16 protein-coding genes are annotated in these 18672 nt (G+C 37.3%); 9 read left to right on the plus strand and 7 right to left on the minus strand.

Going from position 1 to position 18672, the window contains the following annotated elements; all coding sequences use genetic code 11:
* Nucleotides 1-2 precede the first annotated feature (2 nt).
* From ABDJ41_RS16705 to ABDJ41_RS16725, 5 genes are all read right to left on the minus strand, one after another.
* On the minus strand, nucleotides 3-590 hold the full coding sequence (locus ABDJ41_RS16705; protein ID WP_349787219.1) for a gluconate 2-dehydrogenase subunit 3 family protein: 588 nt from the start codon (nucleotides 588-590) through the stop codon (nucleotides 3-5).
* 169 nt (nucleotides 591-759) lie between these two features.
* A complete protein-coding gene (locus tag ABDJ41_RS16710) occupies nucleotides 760-3357 on the minus strand; it encodes a BamA/TamA family outer membrane protein (RefSeq protein ID WP_349787220.1) in 2598 nt (865 codons plus the stop codon).
* 9 nt (nucleotides 3358-3366) lie between these two features.
* On the minus strand, nucleotides 3367-5721 hold the full coding sequence (locus tag ABDJ41_RS16715; RefSeq protein ID WP_349787221.1) for a GAF domain-containing protein: 2355 nt from the start codon (nucleotides 5719-5721) through the stop codon (nucleotides 3367-3369).
* Between the two features lie 78 nt (nucleotides 5722-5799).
* On the minus strand, nucleotides 5800-6681 hold the full coding sequence (locus ABDJ41_RS16720; protein WP_349787222.1) for an SdiA-regulated domain-containing protein: 882 nt from the start codon (nucleotides 6679-6681) through the stop codon (nucleotides 5800-5802).
* Between the two features lie 8 nt (nucleotides 6682-6689).
* Nucleotides 6690-7871 carry a Pycsar system effector family protein gene (locus ABDJ41_RS16725; protein ID WP_349787223.1) on the minus strand — a complete coding sequence of 394 codons (1182 nt, stop codon included), beginning with the start codon at nucleotides 7869-7871 and terminating at the stop codon, nucleotides 6690-6692.
* 227 nt (nucleotides 7872-8098) lie between these two features.
* On the opposite strand from ABDJ41_RS16725, the gene ABDJ41_RS16730 reads away from it, so the two are divergent.
* From ABDJ41_RS16730 to ABDJ41_RS16770, 9 genes are all read left to right on the plus strand, one after another.
* Complete coding sequence (locus ABDJ41_RS16730) at nucleotides 8099-10501, plus strand: heavy metal translocating P-type ATPase (protein WP_349787224.1); 2403 nt, start codon at nucleotides 8099-8101, stop codon at nucleotides 10499-10501.
* Nucleotides 10498-10683 carry a cbb3-type cytochrome oxidase assembly protein CcoS gene (gene ccoS, locus ABDJ41_RS16735; protein ID WP_349787225.1) on the plus strand — a complete coding sequence of 62 codons (186 nt, stop codon included), beginning with the start codon at nucleotides 10498-10500 and terminating at the stop codon, nucleotides 10681-10683. The genes ABDJ41_RS16730 and ccoS overlap by 4 nt, the downstream gene beginning before the upstream one ends.
* 73 nt (nucleotides 10684-10756) lie before the next feature.
* Nucleotides 10757-12868, plus strand: a complete 2112-nt coding sequence (ccoN, locus tag ABDJ41_RS16740; RefSeq protein ID WP_349787226.1) for a cytochrome-c oxidase, cbb3-type subunit I — start codon at nucleotides 10757-10759, stop codon at nucleotides 12866-12868.
* Nucleotides 12869-12886: 18 nt separating this feature from the next.
* On the plus strand, nucleotides 12887-13054 hold the full coding sequence (locus ABDJ41_RS16745) for a hypothetical protein (protein WP_349787227.1): 168 nt from the start codon (nucleotides 12887-12889) through the stop codon (nucleotides 13052-13054).
* The gene (locus tag ABDJ41_RS16750) at nucleotides 13051-13848 is read left to right on the plus strand and encodes a cbb3-type cytochrome c oxidase N-terminal domain-containing protein (protein WP_349787228.1); all 798 of its coding nucleotides are present in this window, start codon (nucleotides 13051-13053) and stop codon (nucleotides 13846-13848) included. Before ABDJ41_RS16745 ends, ABDJ41_RS16750 begins: the two co-directional genes overlap by 4 nt.
* 1 nt (nucleotide 13849) lies before the next feature.
* Nucleotides 13850-15247, plus strand: coding sequence for a cytochrome c oxidase accessory protein CcoG (ccoG, locus tag ABDJ41_RS16755; RefSeq protein ID WP_349787353.1), 1398 nt, complete (start codon nucleotides 13850-13852; stop codon nucleotides 15245-15247).
* Nucleotides 15240-15677 (plus strand): FixH family protein, encoded by a 438-nt coding sequence (locus ABDJ41_RS16760; RefSeq protein ID WP_349787229.1) that lies wholly within the window; start codon nucleotides 15240-15242, stop codon nucleotides 15675-15677. Before ccoG ends, ABDJ41_RS16760 begins: the two co-directional genes overlap by 8 nt.
* Nucleotides 15674-16354 carry a sulfite exporter TauE/SafE family protein gene (locus tag ABDJ41_RS16765; RefSeq protein WP_349787230.1) on the plus strand — a complete coding sequence of 227 codons (681 nt, stop codon included), beginning with the start codon at nucleotides 15674-15676 and terminating at the stop codon, nucleotides 16352-16354. Before ABDJ41_RS16760 ends, ABDJ41_RS16765 begins: the two co-directional genes overlap by 4 nt.
* 4 nt (nucleotides 16355-16358) lie before the next feature.
* Complete coding sequence (locus ABDJ41_RS16770) at nucleotides 16359-16745, plus strand: group III truncated hemoglobin (RefSeq protein WP_349787231.1); 387 nt, start codon at nucleotides 16359-16361, stop codon at nucleotides 16743-16745.
* Nucleotides 16746-16787: 42 nt separating this feature from the next.
* Here the strand turns inward: ABDJ41_RS16770 and hemN are convergent, their stop codons facing one another.
* Both hemN and ABDJ41_RS16780 read right to left on the minus strand, forming a co-directional pair.
* Nucleotides 16788-18152 (minus strand): oxygen-independent coproporphyrinogen III oxidase, encoded by a 1365-nt coding sequence (gene hemN, locus ABDJ41_RS16775; RefSeq protein WP_349787232.1) that lies wholly within the window; start codon nucleotides 18150-18152, stop codon nucleotides 16788-16790.
* Nucleotides 18130-18612, minus strand: coding sequence for a Rossmann-fold NAD(P)-binding domain-containing protein (locus tag ABDJ41_RS16780; protein ID WP_349787233.1), 483 nt, complete (start codon nucleotides 18610-18612; stop codon nucleotides 18130-18132). Before ABDJ41_RS16780 ends, hemN begins: the two co-directional genes overlap by 23 nt.
* Nucleotides 18613-18672: the final 60 nt, after the last annotated feature.

Raw genomic sequence — 18672 nt, forward strand, 5'->3', positions numbered from 1 at the left:
CGTTAACTAGCCCAGGATTTCTGTCCCGGCTTCAAATCAGCTGATCCATCATAGCGACCTGGAATAGCAATATACTCACGCGCTTGTGTGCAACCAATTTCAGAGGCAAAATACCCCAATACGGTTAGATCTCTCAGCAATACAAAGAAATATACAGCACCTTTCTTTTTAGATGCTCTATCTGCTTTTTGCTGTTCGATAGTTTCAGTTCTGATAGAACCTACCAGCTGTTCACGTTCTTTTACAGTTAGAGATAAAAATTCCTTATTAAAATCCTTTAATGATTTTGCTTCTACACTTTTCAATCCTTCCGCAAAAGCTTTTTGCATGTTTGCAGGATAGCAATCTTTAATCATCATTGGGATGAAAGTACCTAAACCTGCTGCTTTAGCCCCTCCAACATCCTTAGTAGGTGGGATAATGATATCGGCAAGCTCTGCCAGTATCTCTTCCTCTTTCACCGAAAATGAGATGGTATTTTTCTCATTTTCAGGAAGTGTAAAACCTTCAAATAAAACACCAAAGGTAGTAGCCGAAATTGCTGTTCCGAGCCATACCGCAGTATTTTTAAGTGCTTCTCTTCTGTTCATTTCTTTGTGTGGTTGTGTGTGGTTGTTTTAAAAATTAAAAATGTCCAATTGTTAAAGTCATTTTCAATAAGCGCAACAATTTAGGGCTTATTTATTAATCTGACAATATAGCACACATCAATTTTTGATTTAAGTAGCTTAAACCGTAAAAAACTTATTAATTAGGTTGCTAGAAGTTGAATCCTACAGATAAGTACAGCATGCTAGCTTCTTTAGATGCGCCAACACTTGCCTGAAGCAGAATAACTTCACCAGGCATTACATATAAACCACCACCATAGCCCTGATGCCACCTACCAGATTGCTCTCCCTTTTCCCAAACACGACCGACATCGGTAAAGCCAATCATGCCAACTGTACCTGGAACCAGATATGATGTAAAATTGAAAAGCTTAAGTCGCAGGTCAAGGTTGTTATAAACCATGCTATTACCGGTAAAACGCTTGCTGTTAAAGCCTCGCAAGCTATTTACACCACCTAACTGCATGCGTTGGAAGAAAGTAGGTTCTCCAATAGTAGTTCCTCCTCCCAATCTATTCGCAATAACAAGTCCTGATTTTCCAGGATTGATGTAAAAACGAAATTCAGTCTTTACAGCGCCATAACGATCTCCGGAATTACCGATTTTCTGTTGTGCTGTTAAGGATGTGTTCCAGTAAACACCTTTCTTCGGTATAGCAATATTATCCCTTGTATCATAAGTCAGCCCGGCTACAAAACCACCATAGAACTTATCAGAGAAAATCTGCTGATCCGGATTGGCAGCATTATAATCATTAAAGAACCGCTCTTCATTGCCCGAAGCTGTACTTGTATAATAAGAGAATAACACACCCGCATTAGCGCGCAAATACTTAGTTATATTACGACTCAATTTAACATCTACATTGAGATAATTGTAACGATTTCTGTAATATGAGATACCATCTTCACGGCCCATTTCATCTTCATCATCATGATCAATGTTTTCGGTATTATTTCCTAAACCAAAAAAGTTACTCAGGTTATTCGGACCCAACAAGTTAGCATGTATACTCAGATCATTATTTCCTATGGCCTTTTTAAAATCTGATATATAATCCAATACAAATGATTTTCTACCACTATTATAATTGGCCCAAAACTCATGCTTGCGTGCATAAGGACTTTTCCTGAATCCCTGTTTTTCAATCACATAACCTAAACCAATCTGTATACCCTGATCAATATTATATCCCCCGTTAAAAAGAACACCAGATCTATCGTATAAAAAGCTATTTTTATCAAACTGATTGATCAGAGAATCATTCGATAAGCGAAGTTTGGCTTGATATCTTTCAGGAAAATGGTTAGTCGTATCTGGCTGGTCATATATGAAAGGTCTATTTTTTACCTCCTGTGCTATTTGATATTGATTAGCTGCCGATGAACCAATTAAACGTACCCGAATCGGAGAAGCCGCTATACCCTCAACTTTGAATGTATCTTCCCCACCAATAGCAAAAAGCCTAACCTCCTTAGTCACCCCCTTATTAAATACCCTTTTGTAAATCAGCCGACCTTTTTTTCCTTCCTTATTGATGTTATGTATAACAACTTCCACATCACCATTTTCCAGATTTTTAACCGTAAAAATCTCTTTTTTCTCTGAAGCAGGAATATCCACATTTATGGACAAAAATCTATAATACTGTAGTGCAAGTGTCTCCAACTTGTCTCTTCTTGACGTAAAATACCTGATCAGCTCCGGGCCTGAGAGTTTATATACCGTATCCGGCATTTTACGAAATGCCTTTTCAATCAGCTCATCAGTAAGTTTGGTTTGCACATACTTAGCCTCTGTCTGCCAATCCTGCTCTGTCAGTTCATTTAAAAAGTATCTATCAAAATACCTTTCATTAAAATTCCAATGGTTAACATCCCTGATATTTTCACTATAAGGTTGTAAATGCGTCTTAAGCCATTGATGGTTTAAGACCCATGGGAATACACCTGATGTTTTATAAAAAACCTTATCTCTGTCTCGCGGAACTGGTAAGTAATTGGTTTCCTTTCCTTCCTCTTTCTCTATCCATCTCCAGTTATCTTCATGGCGATCCCAATCTCCTAATAAGAAGTCAAGCAACCTCGCTCTTAATGTTAACTTTTGATCAGCTTTGGTATCGTTATTCTTCTGGATTTTTTTCTGTACTTTTTCAGTATTATCAGTCTTTTCCTCAAAAGGACTTCTTTCCTCAATCAGGTAAACTGCATTTGCAAACTCTTTTCTGTATTCCTTTAACCCCGGATCGTCACCAACATATACAATTTCAGGCTTAGCATGAGGTAAATCAAGCGCTTCTGCGAAATCTGGCACGACCAACGATGCAAAAGGATGATTAGTAGACACTTGATCTTGTGCAATATCTTTCGCAATAGTTGCTCTTAGGTTTTCTGCCAGCCCTCTTTCCGGATACTTCTGTACTGTACGTAAAACCCATTCTTTACCCTTAGGATCTACCAATCGAAGTGAACGTGTTTGCATTCCTCCTCCTAATTTCACAATGGTTAATCCCCCCTTTTCCTTTTGAAGATCAATGATTCTCATTCTAACAGGAGTTGCCCATATTTCACGATGACTCTCGCCAAGCCAAAACCTGTGAAACCCGCTAACTGCATTATATTCAGGAGCAACAGCTATAGTGATAGAATCTTTGGTATTAAGCTGTTGGGCACTTGCATTAAAAATTCCCGTTAACATTAAAGGAACTGAAAATAGCAGCGCAAATAAAGGTCTTTTAAAACTCATGATGATCATTTAATATTTAACGCCAACCCTAAGGGCTTTTAACCCTTCTACACCTTGCAACTCTTCTAATTCCAGAAATTCCAGATCCTCGTTTAACAAGCGCTGTCCTTGTAACTTTTTAATATAACGCTGATAAGCCTGAGCTTCATGACTATCAAAATATACAATAGCTATTTTACCTGGCTTTGTAAGTCGCTCACTTGTATTTTTAATTAAAGCTTTATCTATGCGCTTTTTCACCATCTGGTATCGAATATTGTAACTACCCTCAACATCAAACCTTTGTTCATCAATTCTAAAGCTAATGTCGATCAGTTTTTCATATACAAAAATAAGCTGTGTCGTTTCCAGTGGAATAGAAAAGTAAGGCCCCAAATTATTTGTTGTACGAGCTATTTCTGCAAGTACACTTAATTGCCTCAATCTAAAATCATGAACAATGTTTGCTGGAAAAGGAATGTCAGGTGTAATTGATTGTCCCAGATAAAGATCAAACTCTACCCCATCAGTTCTAAACTTCTCGAAATAACAAGGATAAATGCTTTGTAATTCCGCATTAAACTCATCCAGATGTCTGGTAACCGCTACATTGATCATTTGCATGCTCTTTTCATAACGTTCCCTATTTTCCAGAATCTTCCCCTTATCTCCTGTAAGTTTAAAATAATTGTCAACTATATCACTTACCTCTGGGTAGTTCTCCTTTAAATGCTGAAGAGCATGAGGAATTTGTCGCTGTAAGTAATCTTCCGTTTTAAAAATTTCACGATCTGATAATTCCTCAAGGTGTTTATTACTCCATACTGATCCCCCACTTGGTATTTCAGTTTCCGAACATAAAACAGCCTTAACTCTAATCTGGTTCAAAGTATCTTCGAGAATTTCAAAATGCGCATATAAATCTCTTCTGATTGCCGCATTACGTTGAATACTTGAATTTCGAATATCTACAGCAGCATATAGTGGAATTACATCTTTAAAGAAAATAGGCTCTATGGGATAGTTTCTATCTCTTGCTCCTGAATGCACATAATTATAAGCGGCCTCATGAAAGCGCCATTGCACCGATGGCTGCAAGGCCGTAAACTTATCCATAATTACATCCTGTATATCGTTGTTAAAACCAACAATCACATTGTGATAGAACTGAGCGAGTAATGGGAATGCCGCTTCTATTTTACTTAATATATTTGGACTAAACTGCTTTGAATCTTTAGTATACATTTCAAGGCAACCTACCAATCCTCCATTATAGTATAATGGAAATATGGCGTATGATTTAATTCCTGTTTGCCCTAATAGCTTTAAAGTAGGGTATTTGATTTGGTCTTCTTCCTTAATATCAGGAAAAATTAATGTCCGAGGCTGGCTAAGGTAATTGTCTACAAGCGTATGATTCGTTATATCATCGAATCCATCCTCGGTTGCTACTTGAAGTAATACACTATTAAATCCTTGCAGTTGATTTACCTTTACCTGGTTATTTAACTTGATATATGGAATCATCCCAAAATCAATGTGATCTGTCCCAACAAGCGTCTTTAGTGCAGTAGCAATCTCTTTAGTATGTAGGCCCCGCTGAGACTCACTTTGGTTTATAACTAAGTTTTTAACTGTTTCAAGGGCATACTCGTCGGTCACATCTACAAGAGTAACAATAGAAATACCTTCGATAGAGAAATTTTCGGGTGGCATTAGCTTTGTTAATACTTTTAGCGTATTCTGTTCATCTTTAATATAATCCCTAACATCTTTTATATTGTATTCAGGCAATTGAACATTGGATTTCACCTCAATAAACCGCGTATCAATATTCAAGCGATAATATTTAAGCAAATGAGTTTCCGGATCTATTACCGAATGGATAACCATCTGATTACCTGTCAATGAAAAGTTATAAAACCTTTCCATTATAAGATTATAAAATGCCGAAATCAGATTTTTCTCCATCTCCTTTTTAGAGGGAAGACTGAGATCTGCTTTTAAATGACATTTTGTAGCGTCCATCAAAACGCTATAAAAGGCATCTGTACCAAAATGAAAGCATGGAGATACAGGCGTACTTATAGCCCAATACTGTTGCTTTTCATCATTGATAATAGGTGATAAAGCGGTATATATAAGTTCAAAAAGTGCTGTATACTTTTCTGCATCGCCAGCAGGTATAGGCTCCTTAAGTTCTGGAAACGCATTAAACTGCCCAAGTATATAATTAAAGAAGTTTACTTTAGCAGATCTCTCTACCTCAGCTTTCTTTTCTACATATTCAATAAAAGGTCGTAAAGAGAGTTTGATATCAGCACCAAGAGGATGTTTATCTGATTTACTTATACTCTTATTTAGATCTAGCGTTATTGCTTGCATTATATGTTTGGTTAAGATTACGGCAGCTACGTCGCAAATTTACTACCTGTTTCAGTATAATCAGTAATAACAGCGTAACTATTTTTTGACAGCCGGTAAATACCTGAATTTTAAAATATTACCATCAGCAACCTCATCTCCTTCATTAGATATATAAAGATTCAATTCTTGATCAAACGCCATCCCCTCTGGTTGATTAAATGTTGAGGAATTTAATTTATGAGCTTCTTTAATTTTCCAATTGGCATCAGTAACCAGCAATAATTTATCTGTTGATGAAAGCACATACCATTCGCCTGTTTTCGGATTCTTAGCCAAGGCCGCAGGCTTTAAGCTGGTTTTAAATTTGGAGTTAAATAACTTAAGTCCAGAAAGGTCAATATTAAAGCTTCCTGCTGCTCTTAAGCTATCTGTCCCCGCATCATAATCTAATATGTAGCCCGTTAACTGTTTCATTTTTTTATCTACCTCACAACTTTTACATAAAATATATAACTTATTGGTCAGCGGATCCGCGTACATCCCCTCATATTCTGCTTTCGGCACTAGTTTTTTTGTTTCTTTCACCAGATTTGATTCATTCTTTGATGCTTCTGCAAATGGAAATGAATAAAGAGTACCATTACTTTTTAATACAAACACCATTTCATTAAATATAGATACATCTTCATAGTCCCCTTTAGGGCCAAACTTCAGGTGATACTGCTTTTTAACATCCCAACCCTGCCTAAACAACTTACCATCCTCATCCTGAATACTATATATTGTATCACTTAGCCCATTACGAAAAGCAATACCCGAAATTTCCAGCAAACTGGAGGGCATATTGAATTTCTCTGGTTCACTAAAATTATAACCTTGTGGACTGGTATATTTGTTTACCAGATTCTTACAAGCATAGCTACCAAAAACGATCAGCGTTAAAAACAGGTATAAAAAGTTCACGTAAAGTCTCTTCATAAATTTTCTTAAAGAGTCACCCATGCCGAAGCAATAATAAAAGCCAAAACCGCAGCAACTATTCCAAACATAAATACATTATAGGCAACTCTTAACAATCTGTATTTACGCCCTAATACGACCCCCTGAGCATATACATCCTTTATTAAGCTACCATAAAGAAAATCCTTATCCTCCATCATCTTACGCATTCCATACTCATAATCAGTCAGGCTTGTCCGGTAAAAATTACCGAAAAATAGTAGGTTCACCTTTTTCTCATCAATATCTCTTTGTGTAAACACACCTTCTGGAATAGATGGTCGCGTAGCCAGAATAGAAAACACCATGGTCACCACACAAATGATCAGCAATAGTAATGTAGGGATTATAAGATGTGGGTTGTCTTCCAGTTTCCTAAGGAGTAAACTCAAAATTACCGACAGAATAATTGAGTTTGTCGAGATCATGATATGCGCCTTGTTATCTGCCATATCACTTAACCGTTGATGATTTGCAGAAGAAATTCTGAACATAGTTTCTATACCTCGTCCAGGTTTTTCAGCATCTTTCTTCTTCTCGGTTTTAGAAACTGTTTTTGTCCCTGTTTCAGACGATGTATTTAACTTATCTTCCATTTCGGCTAAGTTCTGTGCTTTTTTAAAATTTAATAATTCCTTACAGTAATCGGTATGGTAATGATGAGCTTTAAAAAGAGCTATTGTCTTAATTCTCCACTCCATTTTATCTATTTCCTTATTGCAAAATGCCTGAGCCTCCTGGCGCATCAGCTTGTTTTTTTCTTTAAAACTGCTGCTTCCTAAATGAAATAAATCCGCATCACAAACAATTTGTTGCAATAGACCTGTTGGATTCTGTGGCATTTTGGTCGCCATAATACAGCCACTAACCTGATTAATGACATTTTTATCGACTCCTTTCTCTTCCAAAAAGCTGACAGCCATGCGTTCTCCACGGACTTCATGTTGGCTGCAATCAAACAAATAACCCATATCGTGAAACCAGCTTGCGGCAACAACAATAAAGAAATCCTGATCTGAAAGCTGATAGTGACTGGCAATTTTCACAGTATTCTCAACCACCTGCTCTGTATGTCCTATATTATGATAAACAAACCGTTTGTCATTATTGGCTTCAAACAAGTTTGCAACATAGGCATGGAGTTGATTTAGAATTTCACTGTACTGCATCTTAAATATTTTTTACTGAATAAAACTCCCATGATTACCATGTTTCGTTTGCTGTATAAATATGAGGGTTTTAATTTTCTTTTTTTAAAATACTTTAAAAGATGTCAAAAACATAACTTTTGCACATCAAGAGCTATAAATAATGATAGACATCACATTATACGCTGACCATAATCATACTATATGGTAACAAATACACAGAACTTTGATGAAAATTATTTTAATATATGGTACATCAAAAAACGCTCAAAGCCGAAACTCATTGTTACCATTGCGGAGATGACTTACCAGTTAACCTTTACTTACACGATGATAAACAGTTTTGCTGTTTAGGTTGTAAAGGTGTTTATGAAATTCTTTCCAACCATAATTTAAGTAGTTACTACGCCTACAATGATGTACCCGGGCAAAGCCAAAAGGCTCAGTCTAAACATTATGAATATCTAGACGAACCACCAATAGTCAGCAAATTAGTTGATTATCAAGACGATAAAATCACATCTATAACGCTATATGTACCTGCAATTCACTGTAGTTCTTGTATATGGTTACTAGAAAACCTACATAAAATAAATCCTGCCATTGTACAATCTAGAATTGATTTTTTAAAGAAGCAAGTGTCTATCACCTTTAAAAGTGAGCTCAGTTCTTTAAGAGCTATAGTTGAAACTATGGTTTCCATTGGTTATGAGCCACTCATCAGTTTACAGGATGTTGTTAAAAAGCAAAACTCTGATTTCTCTGAAAGGAAGCTGGTCACTAAAATAGCACTGGCAGGCTTTTGCTTTGGTAACGTCATGCTACTTAGCTTTCCGGAATACTTTGGATTATCAGATCTGGAAAAGGAGTTTAAATCCTTTTTTGGCTGGTTAAACCTGGCATTCGCTTTACCTGTTACTTTCTACTGTGGACGGGACTATTTCAGTTCGGCTTATAACAACTTGAAAAATGGCATATTAAATCTGGATTTCCCTCTGGCCCTGGGCATTGCAGTAATGTTTATCCGGTCTGTATATGAAATTATTGGAAATACGGGTGCAGGGTTTGTAGATACCCTTTGCGGTCTTGTCTTTTTTCTGCTGATTGGTAAATGGATGCAGAAACGCACTTATCATCATCTCTCTTTCGAACGTGATTACAGATCTTACTTTCCGGTTGCGGTAACCCTGATTAAAGATGGTCAGGAAAAGCCCGTTCCACTTAATGAACTTCGCACTGGCGATAGGATGCTCATCAGGAGTAATGAAATCATCCCTGCAGATGCCATATTACTAAAAGGAGAAGCAGAAGTGGACTTCAGTTTTGTTACAGGTGAATCTATGCCTATAAAAAAAACACTCGGAGAAGTAGTCTATGCAGGTGGCCGTCAACTTCTTGGCGCTATAGAACTAGAGGTAGTAAAGCCTGTTTCTCAAAGTTACCTGACTAAACTATGGAACAACGAAGCCTTTTTTACAGATAAAAACAGAATTAAAACATTTAGTGATACTGCAAGTAAGTATTTCAGTATAGTTCTGCTATCTATAGCATTGGGTTCTGCTGCTTTCTGGATGCTTTACGATAATAATACCACTAAAGCTATAGCATCATTTACTGCAGTACTGATTATAGCGTGCCCCTGCGCCCTTGCTTTAAGTACTCCATTTACTCTGGCAGCAGTATTGAGCATTTTTGATAAGAATAAATTCTATTTAAAAAGTACTGCTGTAGTGGAGGAATTAGCAAGAATAGACACTTTTGTCTTCGACAAAACGGGTACTATCAGTAACCCAGAGGCTGCAGGATTCAGCTTCCATGGTAACATTACAACAGAACAGAAACAGTTACTTAGCGACCTGGCTCGAAACTCAGGCCACCCTTTAAGCAGGGAACTCGTAAAGCTTTTAAACATAAACAGGCTTTATTTAGTCGATGATTACGTTGAAAAAATTGGAAGAGGAATTAGCGGCAGAATTAATGGTAATAAAGTGAAATTGGGAAGTTCCGCTTTTATTGGCCTGCCGCTAATCACCTCACCAACAGGAAGTAGTGTTCATGTCATGATCAATGATAAATACCTGGGTTACTTCACTTTCAGGCAACAATGGCGTGATGGCTTTAGAGATGTCACTTTTAAATTGAGCAAATATGCAGATCTTCATTTGTTATCTGGAGACCAGGACCATGACAAGCCAATGCTCATCCCCTTCTTTCCACGAGCGCAACAGATGCAATTCGGACAAAGTCCGCAGAACAAGCTGGATTACATAAAGGCACTCCAAAACAATGGCAAAAAGGTTGTTATGTTTGGTGATGGTTTAAATGATGCCGGTGCGCTAAGACAAAGCAACCTCGGTATTGCGGTTACAGACAATATCAATAATTTCTCGCCAGACTGCGATGCCATTCTGGATGGTGCCGCATTTCAAAAAATACCACAGTTTATCCAACAGGCAAAAGATGGCGTAAAAGTAATCCATATCAGCTTTGTTATATCACTACTATACAATGCCGTAGGTTTATCCTTTGCAGTCCAGGGACTATTATCACCTCTCATTGCAGCTATTTTAATGCCCATCAGTACAGTTACAATAATTTTATTCACCAGCATAGCGGCAAGACTTTATGCACGTAAAAACAACTTACTATGAACATGATCTACTTTTTGATAGGATGCAGCATCTTGCTTGCACTTATATTTCTCGCAGCTTTTTTCTGGGCCACTAAAAACGGACAGCACGATGATACTTATACCCCCTCAGTACGCATACTTTTTGATGATGAGCTAAAAGTCCCTGAAGAGTCTGAAAAATGTGATGAAGATCACCTTTAAGTCAAATACCCGTCATTCCCAAATAAACTATACTCGGGTAATTTTACACCCACAAACCTTTCATTAATTACACATGACAGATAAATTTTACTACGACAACAAGATCGTCAGAAACTTTGCCATAGCAACCATTGTATGGGGCATTATAGGCATGACGGTTGGTTTGCTCATTGCAATGCAACTCTTCAAACCTGCATTAAATATGGGCTCTCAGTACACTACATTTGGTCGGATCAGACCTCTACACACCAATGCGGTTATTTTCGCTTTTGTGGGCAACGCCATATTTATGGGGGTTTATTATTCTCTACAACGGCTGTTAAAAGCACGGATGTATAGTGATATACTTAGTAAAATACATTTCTGGGGATGGCAACTCATTATTGTAGCTGCCGTAATTACACTTCCCTTGGGTCTCAGCTCTTCTCATGAATATGCAGAACTGGAATGGCCAATTGATATTGCCATTACCTTAATATGGGTAGTATTTGGGATAAACATGTTTGGCACAATCATCAAACGCAGAGAAAAGCATATGTATGTAGCCATCTGGTTCTACATTGCTACTTTTGTAACGGTTGCTGTTCTTCATATTGTTAACTCATTTCAATTACCTATTTCTGCTTTTAAAAGCTATTATTTATATGCTGGCGTACAGGATGCTCTGGTACAATGGTGGTATGGCCACAATGCCGTAGCATTCTTCTTAACCACCCCATACCTGGGTATGATGTATTATTTTCTTCCGAAAATGGCTCAACGCCCGGTTTACTCTTATAAATTAAGTATTCTTCATTTCTGGTCGCTCATTTTCATCTATATCTGGGCTGGTCCTCACCACTTATTATACACCTCGCTTCCGGGCTGGGCACAATCATTAGGTGTAGCTTTCTCTATCATGCTCATCGCACCAAGCTGGGGCGGTATGATCAACGGACTGCTGACGCTTCGTGGAGCATGGGATAAAGTACGTGAAGATGCTACGCTTAAGTTTATGGTAGTTGGTTTAACAGCTTATGGTATGGCTACTTTTGAGGGCCCGATGCTAGCTTTGAAGCAAATTAATGCCATTGCACACTATACTGACTGGATCGTAGCACACGTTCACGTAGGTGCTTTAGGATGGAACGGCTTCCTTACCTTCGGAATTCTATACTGGCTGATACCAAGAATTTACAGGACTTCTTTATACTCTAAAAAATTAGCGTCTTTCCATTTCTGGATCGGTACATTAGGTATTATCTTTTATGCTGTACCATTATACTTTGCCGGATTTACCCAAGGATTGATGTGGAAAGAGTTTACTGAAGAAGGTATGTTAAGATATCCTAACTTCCTAGAAACTGTAATCCAGATTTTACCAATGTACGTTTTAAGGGCAATTGGTGGTGCATTATATCTTGCAGGGGTAATTGTAATGACTTACAACCTAATCAAAACGGTACGTACAGGAAAATTATTAGCTAATGAAGCTGCAGAAGCAATGCCTTTACCGAAAGAATTTGTTGCTGAGGGTTCCGATAAGAAATTACACCGTGTATTAGAACGTAAACCAATGGTATTCCTTGTACTTTCATTGATTGTAATTCTTATTGGTGGAATGATAGAGATGATGCCAACTTTCACCATTAAGTCCAATATCCCTACCATCAGTAGTATAAAACCATACAGTCCACTGGAATTACAAGGCCGCGATTTATACATTAAAGAAGGCTGTGTAAGCTGTCACTCACAAATGATACGTCCGTTCCGCTCTGAAACAGAAAGATATGGTGAATATAGCAAAGCTGGTGAGTTTGTATATGATCATCCGCACTTATGGGGTTCAAAACGTACTGGTCCCGATTTACAACGTGAAGGTGGTAAATATGGTAACGTTTGGCATTATAACCACATGATCGATCCACAAACAATGTCACCAGGTAGTATTATGCCACCATACGATTGGTTAGCTACTCAAACGCTAGATACAACTACTACACGTGCCAAAATCAATGCAATGCGCACATTAGGAGTACCATATGAGATTGGTTACGAACACAAGGCAAATCTCGATCTGGACATTCAGGCCAAAGCTATTGCTGCAGACCTTCAACAGAACAACATTAAAGTAAAGAGCGACAAGGAAATCATTGCATTGATTGCTTATTTGCAGAGACTTGGAACTGATATCAAAGCTAAGTAATCCTAAAACTACAACATTATGTTTAAACAATTTTTAGATCAAGCCACCGGAAACAATGGCTACCTACTTACCTCACTGGGAATATTCATGCTTTTCTTTATTATGGTAGCTATCCTGCTACTTACAATGAAAAAAGATGAGGTAAAATATATGAGTGAACTCCCTTTAAAAGATGATGTAAAATGAACGATATATTACTTTGGGCCTTACTGTTTGTTTCAGTAAGCATATTAATAGCCGCAATACTGGTTTTAAGAGTAATTAAAATCTTTGTTCAGCAAAGCTTAAATCCGACGTATTTTGCTTCAACTGAGGAAAAAGAAAAGTACCTGATTGAACAAAATAAACTTGAAGCAGAAAAGCCAGAGAAAAAGACACTCTGGAACTGGATATTAGGTTTAAGACCACTTTCGGAAGAGAAAGATCTGGTAATGGAGCATGAATTTGATGGGATTGCAGAATTAGATAATCCCACTCCTGCCTGGTTTATGGTTCTTTTTTATGGCACTATTATTTTCGCAATAGGCTATATGCTGAATTACCATGTTATCGGCTGGGGTAAATCTCAGGAGCAGGAATATGCAGCAGAACTAGTTCAAGCTGAAGAAGACCGTTTGGTGATGTTACAGAAACCGGGTGCTGGTGGTGCAAATAAAATAAATGAAAACAATGTGGAAGCTTCATCTGATGAGGCTGTTTTACAAGCTGGTGCCGCGTTGTTTAAAAACGTATGTTCACCATGTCATGGTGAACATGGTGAAGGTACTGTTGGGCCAAACCTTACAGACGAATACTGGCTTCATGGCGGAACTGTGAAGGACATCTTCAGAACGATAAAATATGGTGTCCCTGAAAAAGGAATGATCGCATGGGAGAAGTCTATGAATGGAAAGCAAATTGCCGATATTACCAGCTACATTTTATCTATAAAAGGAAGTAACCCTCCTGGAGCCAAAGCTCCACAAGGTGATAAAGAATAATATGTCGCAAAGTCCAAATCATTTCAGAAATCAGATCTCAACATTAACTGATGATGGGAAAAGCCGTAAATGGATATATCCCAGAGTTATAAAGGGAAAGTTATATAAATACCGTTCAGCAATCAGTTATTTCTTTCTTACATTGTTGTTTGCCTCACCATTTATTAAACTAAATGGTGAGCAACTCATCCTGCTAAATGTATTGGAAAGAAAGTTCGTCTTCTTTGGTGTTATATTCTGGCCACAGGACTTTTATTTGTTTGTACTTGCACTGCTTACTTTTATTGTCTTCATCGTTTTATTTACAGTAGTATTTGGACGTGTTTTTTGCGGCTGGGCTTGTCCACAAACCATATTTCTGGAAATGGTTTTCCGTAAAATCGAAATCTGGATAGAAGGAGATCATTTTAAACGTAAAAAACTTGATGAAGGTCCACTTACTGGCACTAAAATCTTTAAAAAGACCTTAAAGCATGGTATATATCTTTGCATATCCTTTTTAATTGCAAATACCTTTTTAGCTTACTTAATCGGCTCCAACCAACTCCTTAAAATTATCACAGAGCCAGTTTCGCAACACCTCTCTGGATTTATCTCTATCTGCCTATTTACATTTGTATTTTACCTCGTTTTTTCTAAAATGAGGGAACTGGTATGTACAGTAGCCTGTCCTTACGGACGCTTACAAGGAGTATTACTTGACAACCAAAGTATTATTGTTGCTTACGATTATGAACGTGGTGAGCCAAGAGCTAAACGTAATAAATCAGAAGAAAACCTATCTGGAGATTGTATAGATTGTAAGCTCTGTGTTGATGTTTGTCCGACAGGAATCGATATTCGCAATGGAACACAAATGGAATGTGTTAATTGTACTGCCTGTATCGACGCTTGTGATATGGTGATGGAAAAGATTAATCGCCCTACCCGACTTATTGGCTTCAAGTCCGAAGATGAAATAAAAAATAAAAAAGAATTTCACCTGAACAGACGTATTTATGCATACTCAGCAGTTTTAGTGATACTAATCTCTGTACTTTCCTATTTGCTGATTATTAGAAGTGATGTTAAAACCACCATTCTTAGAGCTGGAGGTACGCTGTTCCAGTTAAGAGATAAGGAACATGCAGTTAGCAACCTATATAATGCTGAACTCATAAATAAAACGAACAACAATATTAAATTTGAAATCGTACCTGACCATCCCGGTGCAAAAATACAATACATACAAAAACAGGATAGTATTGCTTATGGAGGAGTGGCGAAACTCACATTCTTTGTAATCCTCCCACAAAGTGATATTAAAACTTACAAATCGGTCATTAAGTTTAAGCTGATTGCTAATGATAAGATTGCAGATCGATTTGAAACAACTTTTATAGGTCCACCTAATGATTAAAGAAATGAACTGGGGAACAAAATTGGTAATCGGCATGATTTGCTTTATGAGTTTTATTATTGTACTTGCCATAAAGATGATTAATAGTAAATCTGATGCACTTGTAGATACAGACTATTATGAAAAAGGTTTAGCTTATGATGAAGATTACAAACGCAAAGAAAATGTAAAAACAGATGATGCTGCACCAGTAATCAGCATCACAGAAAGCTTTATATTGTTAACCTTTAAAGATAAAGCAGTAGGTGAATTAAAACTGGTCAGAAATTCAGATAAACGACTGGACAAAAAAATATCAATCAGTACTGACAGCCTTCATACTGTAAAAATACCACTCATTGGAATAGAAAAAGGACAATGGCGATTGATCATTTCATGGACTACTGATGGAAAAGCCTACCTCAACGAACAGGAGATCATAATACCATGAGCAACGAAAAACTAGCCTTTATGATTGGATTGATGGGAAGTGTACATTGCATAGGTATGTGTGGTCCACTTGCATTTGCTGTTCCAACTTTAAAAAAAGGCTGGTTTTTTCTTGTGACTGACAAACTTATTTATCAATTCGGACGAACTATCGCTTATTGTACTTTAGGGATAGTTATCGGCCTTATTGGTAAACAGATTTGGCTAGCGGGATTTCAACAAAGCGTAAGCATTTTAAGTGGATTACTCATTATTACGGCTGCTTGTTCAAGAATATTCAGATTTCCATTCTTAAAGGATAGCCCATCTCTTTTACTTGGTCCTTTCAACAAAATGTTTAACTATGCATTAAAGCACAAAGCCAATCATCTTATTATAGGTTTTATCAATGGTTTCCTACCCTGTGGTTTTGTTTACCTGGCTCTTGCAGGAGCTTTAAATACAGAAAGTGTACAAAGTTCTGTGTTATATATGTTTTGGTTTGGACTAGGAACACTACCTTTGATGTTCATTGCTACACTAGGTATTGGATTTACGGGCAAACTGCTCAGACAGAAAATTAACCGTATTGTCCCTTACTTAATGCTTTGTATTGGAATATGGTTCATATTAAGGGGGCTAACATTAGATATCCCGTACTTAAGTCCGGCAGCAACAGGAATTACCAATTGTAATTAGAATTATGAAAGATATAGCGCATAGAGAAGATATTCAATACCTTGTAGAAACATTTTATAAAACCGCTTTAGCTGATCCACTTATCGGCCCTGTATTTACAGCTGCTAAGTTCAATTTAGAAAGCCATATCCCAACTATGGTTTCTTTTTGGGAAACTATCCTTTTTGATGTAATTACTTATCAGGGCAACCCAATGCTAAAACACTTGAACCTGAACCGTTCTGTCCCTCTTCTTCCAGCTCATTTTGAACGTTGGATGAAAATATGGAGAGCAACTATAAACAATAAGTTCGAAGGTCCCCTTGCTGAAAAAGCAATTATTAGGGCCACTTCTATTGGACAGTTGATGGAGTATAAAATCAAACAGGCCGATCAAAAGACCAGCCTGTAAAGCATTTAATGAGGCATTAATTGCGAGGGAATATAAGTACAATTAGTCTGCTAAGCTGAATAGCTGTTTTTCAGGCTGCTTCTCCCACAACCTTGCATCTAAACTCATACAAATATTTCTTAAATATTTTTTACCAATAGCGGTAACCTGTAATTGCATTGGAGAGAGCATAATCAAACCATCATGTGCTAACCAGCGCATTTTCTCTATGCCTTTGGCAAAAGCTTCATTTTCTAATTCCTTGCTCGTCCATTCAGTATATCCTTTACACATAATATTTAAAATATGTTTACGAATCAGGAGATCTGTTTCTGTAAGAATATGGCCTTTAAATACAGGAAACTCACCTCCATTAACAATTTCCATATAGTTTTCTACAGTTTTGACATTTTGTGCAAATGCATTCCAGGTATCACTAATAGAGGAAACTCCTAAGCCAACCATTACACGGCTATATTGATGCGTATATCCCATAAAGTTCCGGTGTAAAGTACCTTTCTTTTCTGCTCTATAAAGGCTATCAGTTTTCAAAGTAAAGTGATCCATACCTATTTCCAGGTAACCATTTTCCTTTAGCAGCCTTCTACCTAGTTTATATAACTCCTGTTTAGCTTCAGATGTAGGCAGATCTTTTTCTGTATAACGGCGTTGTCCTGGTTTAACCCATGGTACGTGTGCATAGCTATAAAATGCAATCCTATCTGGCTTTAATCTGATGACTTCCTCAATAGTATTTGAAAGACCAGTAAAAGTCTGATGAGGCAAACCATAAATCAAGTCGTAATTAATGGAGGTATAACCATTCTTACGTGCCAGTTTTGTTGTACTTTCTACCTGTTCAACAGATTGAAACCTATTGATTAAGGCTTGTACTACAGGATCAAAATCCTGGATCCCCAGACTTAAGCGTTTAAAACCTAAGTTACCCAACGTTATTAAGTGTGTTTTCGTTGTATTACCTGGATGCGCTTCAAAACTAAATTCAGCATCTTTATGCAAAATTGCATCCTTCAGTAATCCGTTAATTAAAAACTCTAAATTATCTGCACTAAAAAAAGTAGGAGTTCCTCCACCAAGATGTAATTCCCTGATAACCGGCTTGTCTTTAAACAACTTAATATAAAGCTGCCATTCCTTTAATAGGGCATCTATATATGGTTTTTCTACACCATGATTTTTAGTAATACGTGTATTACAGCCACAATATGTACATAAATCCTCACAAAACGGGAGGTGTATATACAGGCTAATACCATCCTGGTGATTACTTATATTAAATGCATTTACAATAGCCTGGCTCCATTTTTCAACGTTAAAACCTGCTTCGTCCCAATATGGAACCGTTGGATAACTGGTGTAACGAGGAGCAGCTACTTGATACCTTTTAGTCAGTGTGCTTGTGTTCATGAGTGGTGTGATTGTTTAGGGTTGTGTGGTTTATTTGGTCACATGATCTAGAACAAACACAGGCTAATCCCAGGCACTTCTTCTGCTGCCATTTGTCAAGATTTAATATCGTTTCCTCGGCCAGGGCCATAGGCAATTGAGTATCATTAAGATTGTTTAAAGCAATTGAAGGAACACTTGCAACTCGCATAGATCTTGCAGTTGCAGTATCACGATCTATATGGTTGGTGGACACAGAGCGCGTAGCAATATACTTCACTCCCAAATCAGCTAATTTATTGATCACATCTGCCGATACATCGTCGTCTTCAAATACAATTACAGCTTCCTTACCTGTTGCATAGCTTACGGTATCAGCATTTAGCACATTAGAAATCAGGGTGATTTCATGCTTTTTATGATTGGCTATAGCCAGGGGTTCTTTCTCAAATGATTTTATACTGTAGGCAACAACTTTCATGTAAACTGATTATTAATAATCAAATTTACCAGTATCTTAATTCACAAGAAATGAGTTTAA

This window comes from Pedobacter sp. ASV1-7, assembly GCF_040203335.1.
Taxonomy (GTDB): domain Bacteria; phylum Bacteroidota; class Bacteroidia; order Sphingobacteriales; family Sphingobacteriaceae; genus Pedobacter.

Coding starts and splice junctions, on each gene's coding strand:
- ABDJ41_RS16725 (WP_349787223.1), bottom strand. CDS start 7,871: ATGCAGTACAGTGAAATTCTAAATCAACTCCATGCCTATGTTGCAAAC.
- ABDJ41_RS16780 (WP_349787233.1), bottom strand. CDS start 18,612: ATGAAAGTTGTTGCCTACAGTATAAAATCATTTGAGAAAGAACCCCTG.
- hemN (WP_349787232.1), bottom strand. CDS start 18,152: ATGAACACAAGCACACTGACTAAAAGGTATCAAGTAGCTGCTCCTCGT.
- ccoN (WP_349787226.1), top strand. CDS start 10,757: ATGACAGATAAATTTTACTACGACAACAAGATCGTCAGAAACTTTGCC.
- ABDJ41_RS16745 (WP_349787227.1), top strand. CDS start 12,887: ATGTTTAAACAATTTTTAGATCAAGCCACCGGAAACAATGGCTACCTA.
- ABDJ41_RS16770 (WP_349787231.1), top strand. CDS start 16,359: ATGAAAGATATAGCGCATAGAGAAGATATTCAATACCTTGTAGAAACA.
- ABDJ41_RS16710 (WP_349787220.1), bottom strand. CDS start 3,357: ATGAGTTTTAAAAGACCTTTATTTGCGCTGCTATTTTCAGTTCCTTTA.
- ABDJ41_RS16750 (WP_349787228.1), top strand. CDS start 13,051: ATGAACGATATATTACTTTGGGCCTTACTGTTTGTTTCAGTAAGCATA.
- ABDJ41_RS16765 (WP_349787230.1), top strand. CDS start 15,674: ATGAGCAACGAAAAACTAGCCTTTATGATTGGATTGATGGGAAGTGTA.
- ABDJ41_RS16705 (WP_349787219.1), bottom strand. CDS start 590: ATGAACAGAAGAGAAGCACTTAAAAATACTGCGGTATGGCTCGGAACA.
- ABDJ41_RS16730 (WP_349787224.1), top strand. CDS start 8,099: ATGGTACATCAAAAAACGCTCAAAGCCGAAACTCATTGTTACCATTGC.
- ABDJ41_RS16760 (WP_349787229.1), top strand. CDS start 15,240: ATGATTAAAGAAATGAACTGGGGAACAAAATTGGTAATCGGCATGATT.
- ABDJ41_RS16715 (WP_349787221.1), bottom strand. CDS start 5,721: ATGCAAGCAATAACGCTAGATCTAAATAAGAGTATAAGTAAATCAGAT.
- ABDJ41_RS16720 (WP_349787222.1), bottom strand. CDS start 6,681: ATGAAGAGACTTTACGTGAACTTTTTATACCTGTTTTTAACGCTGATC.
- ccoG (WP_349787353.1), top strand. CDS start 13,850: ATGTCGCAAAGTCCAAATCATTTCAGAAATCAGATCTCAACATTAACT.
- ccoS (WP_349787225.1), top strand. CDS start 10,498: ATGAACATGATCTACTTTTTGATAGGATGCAGCATCTTGCTTGCACTT.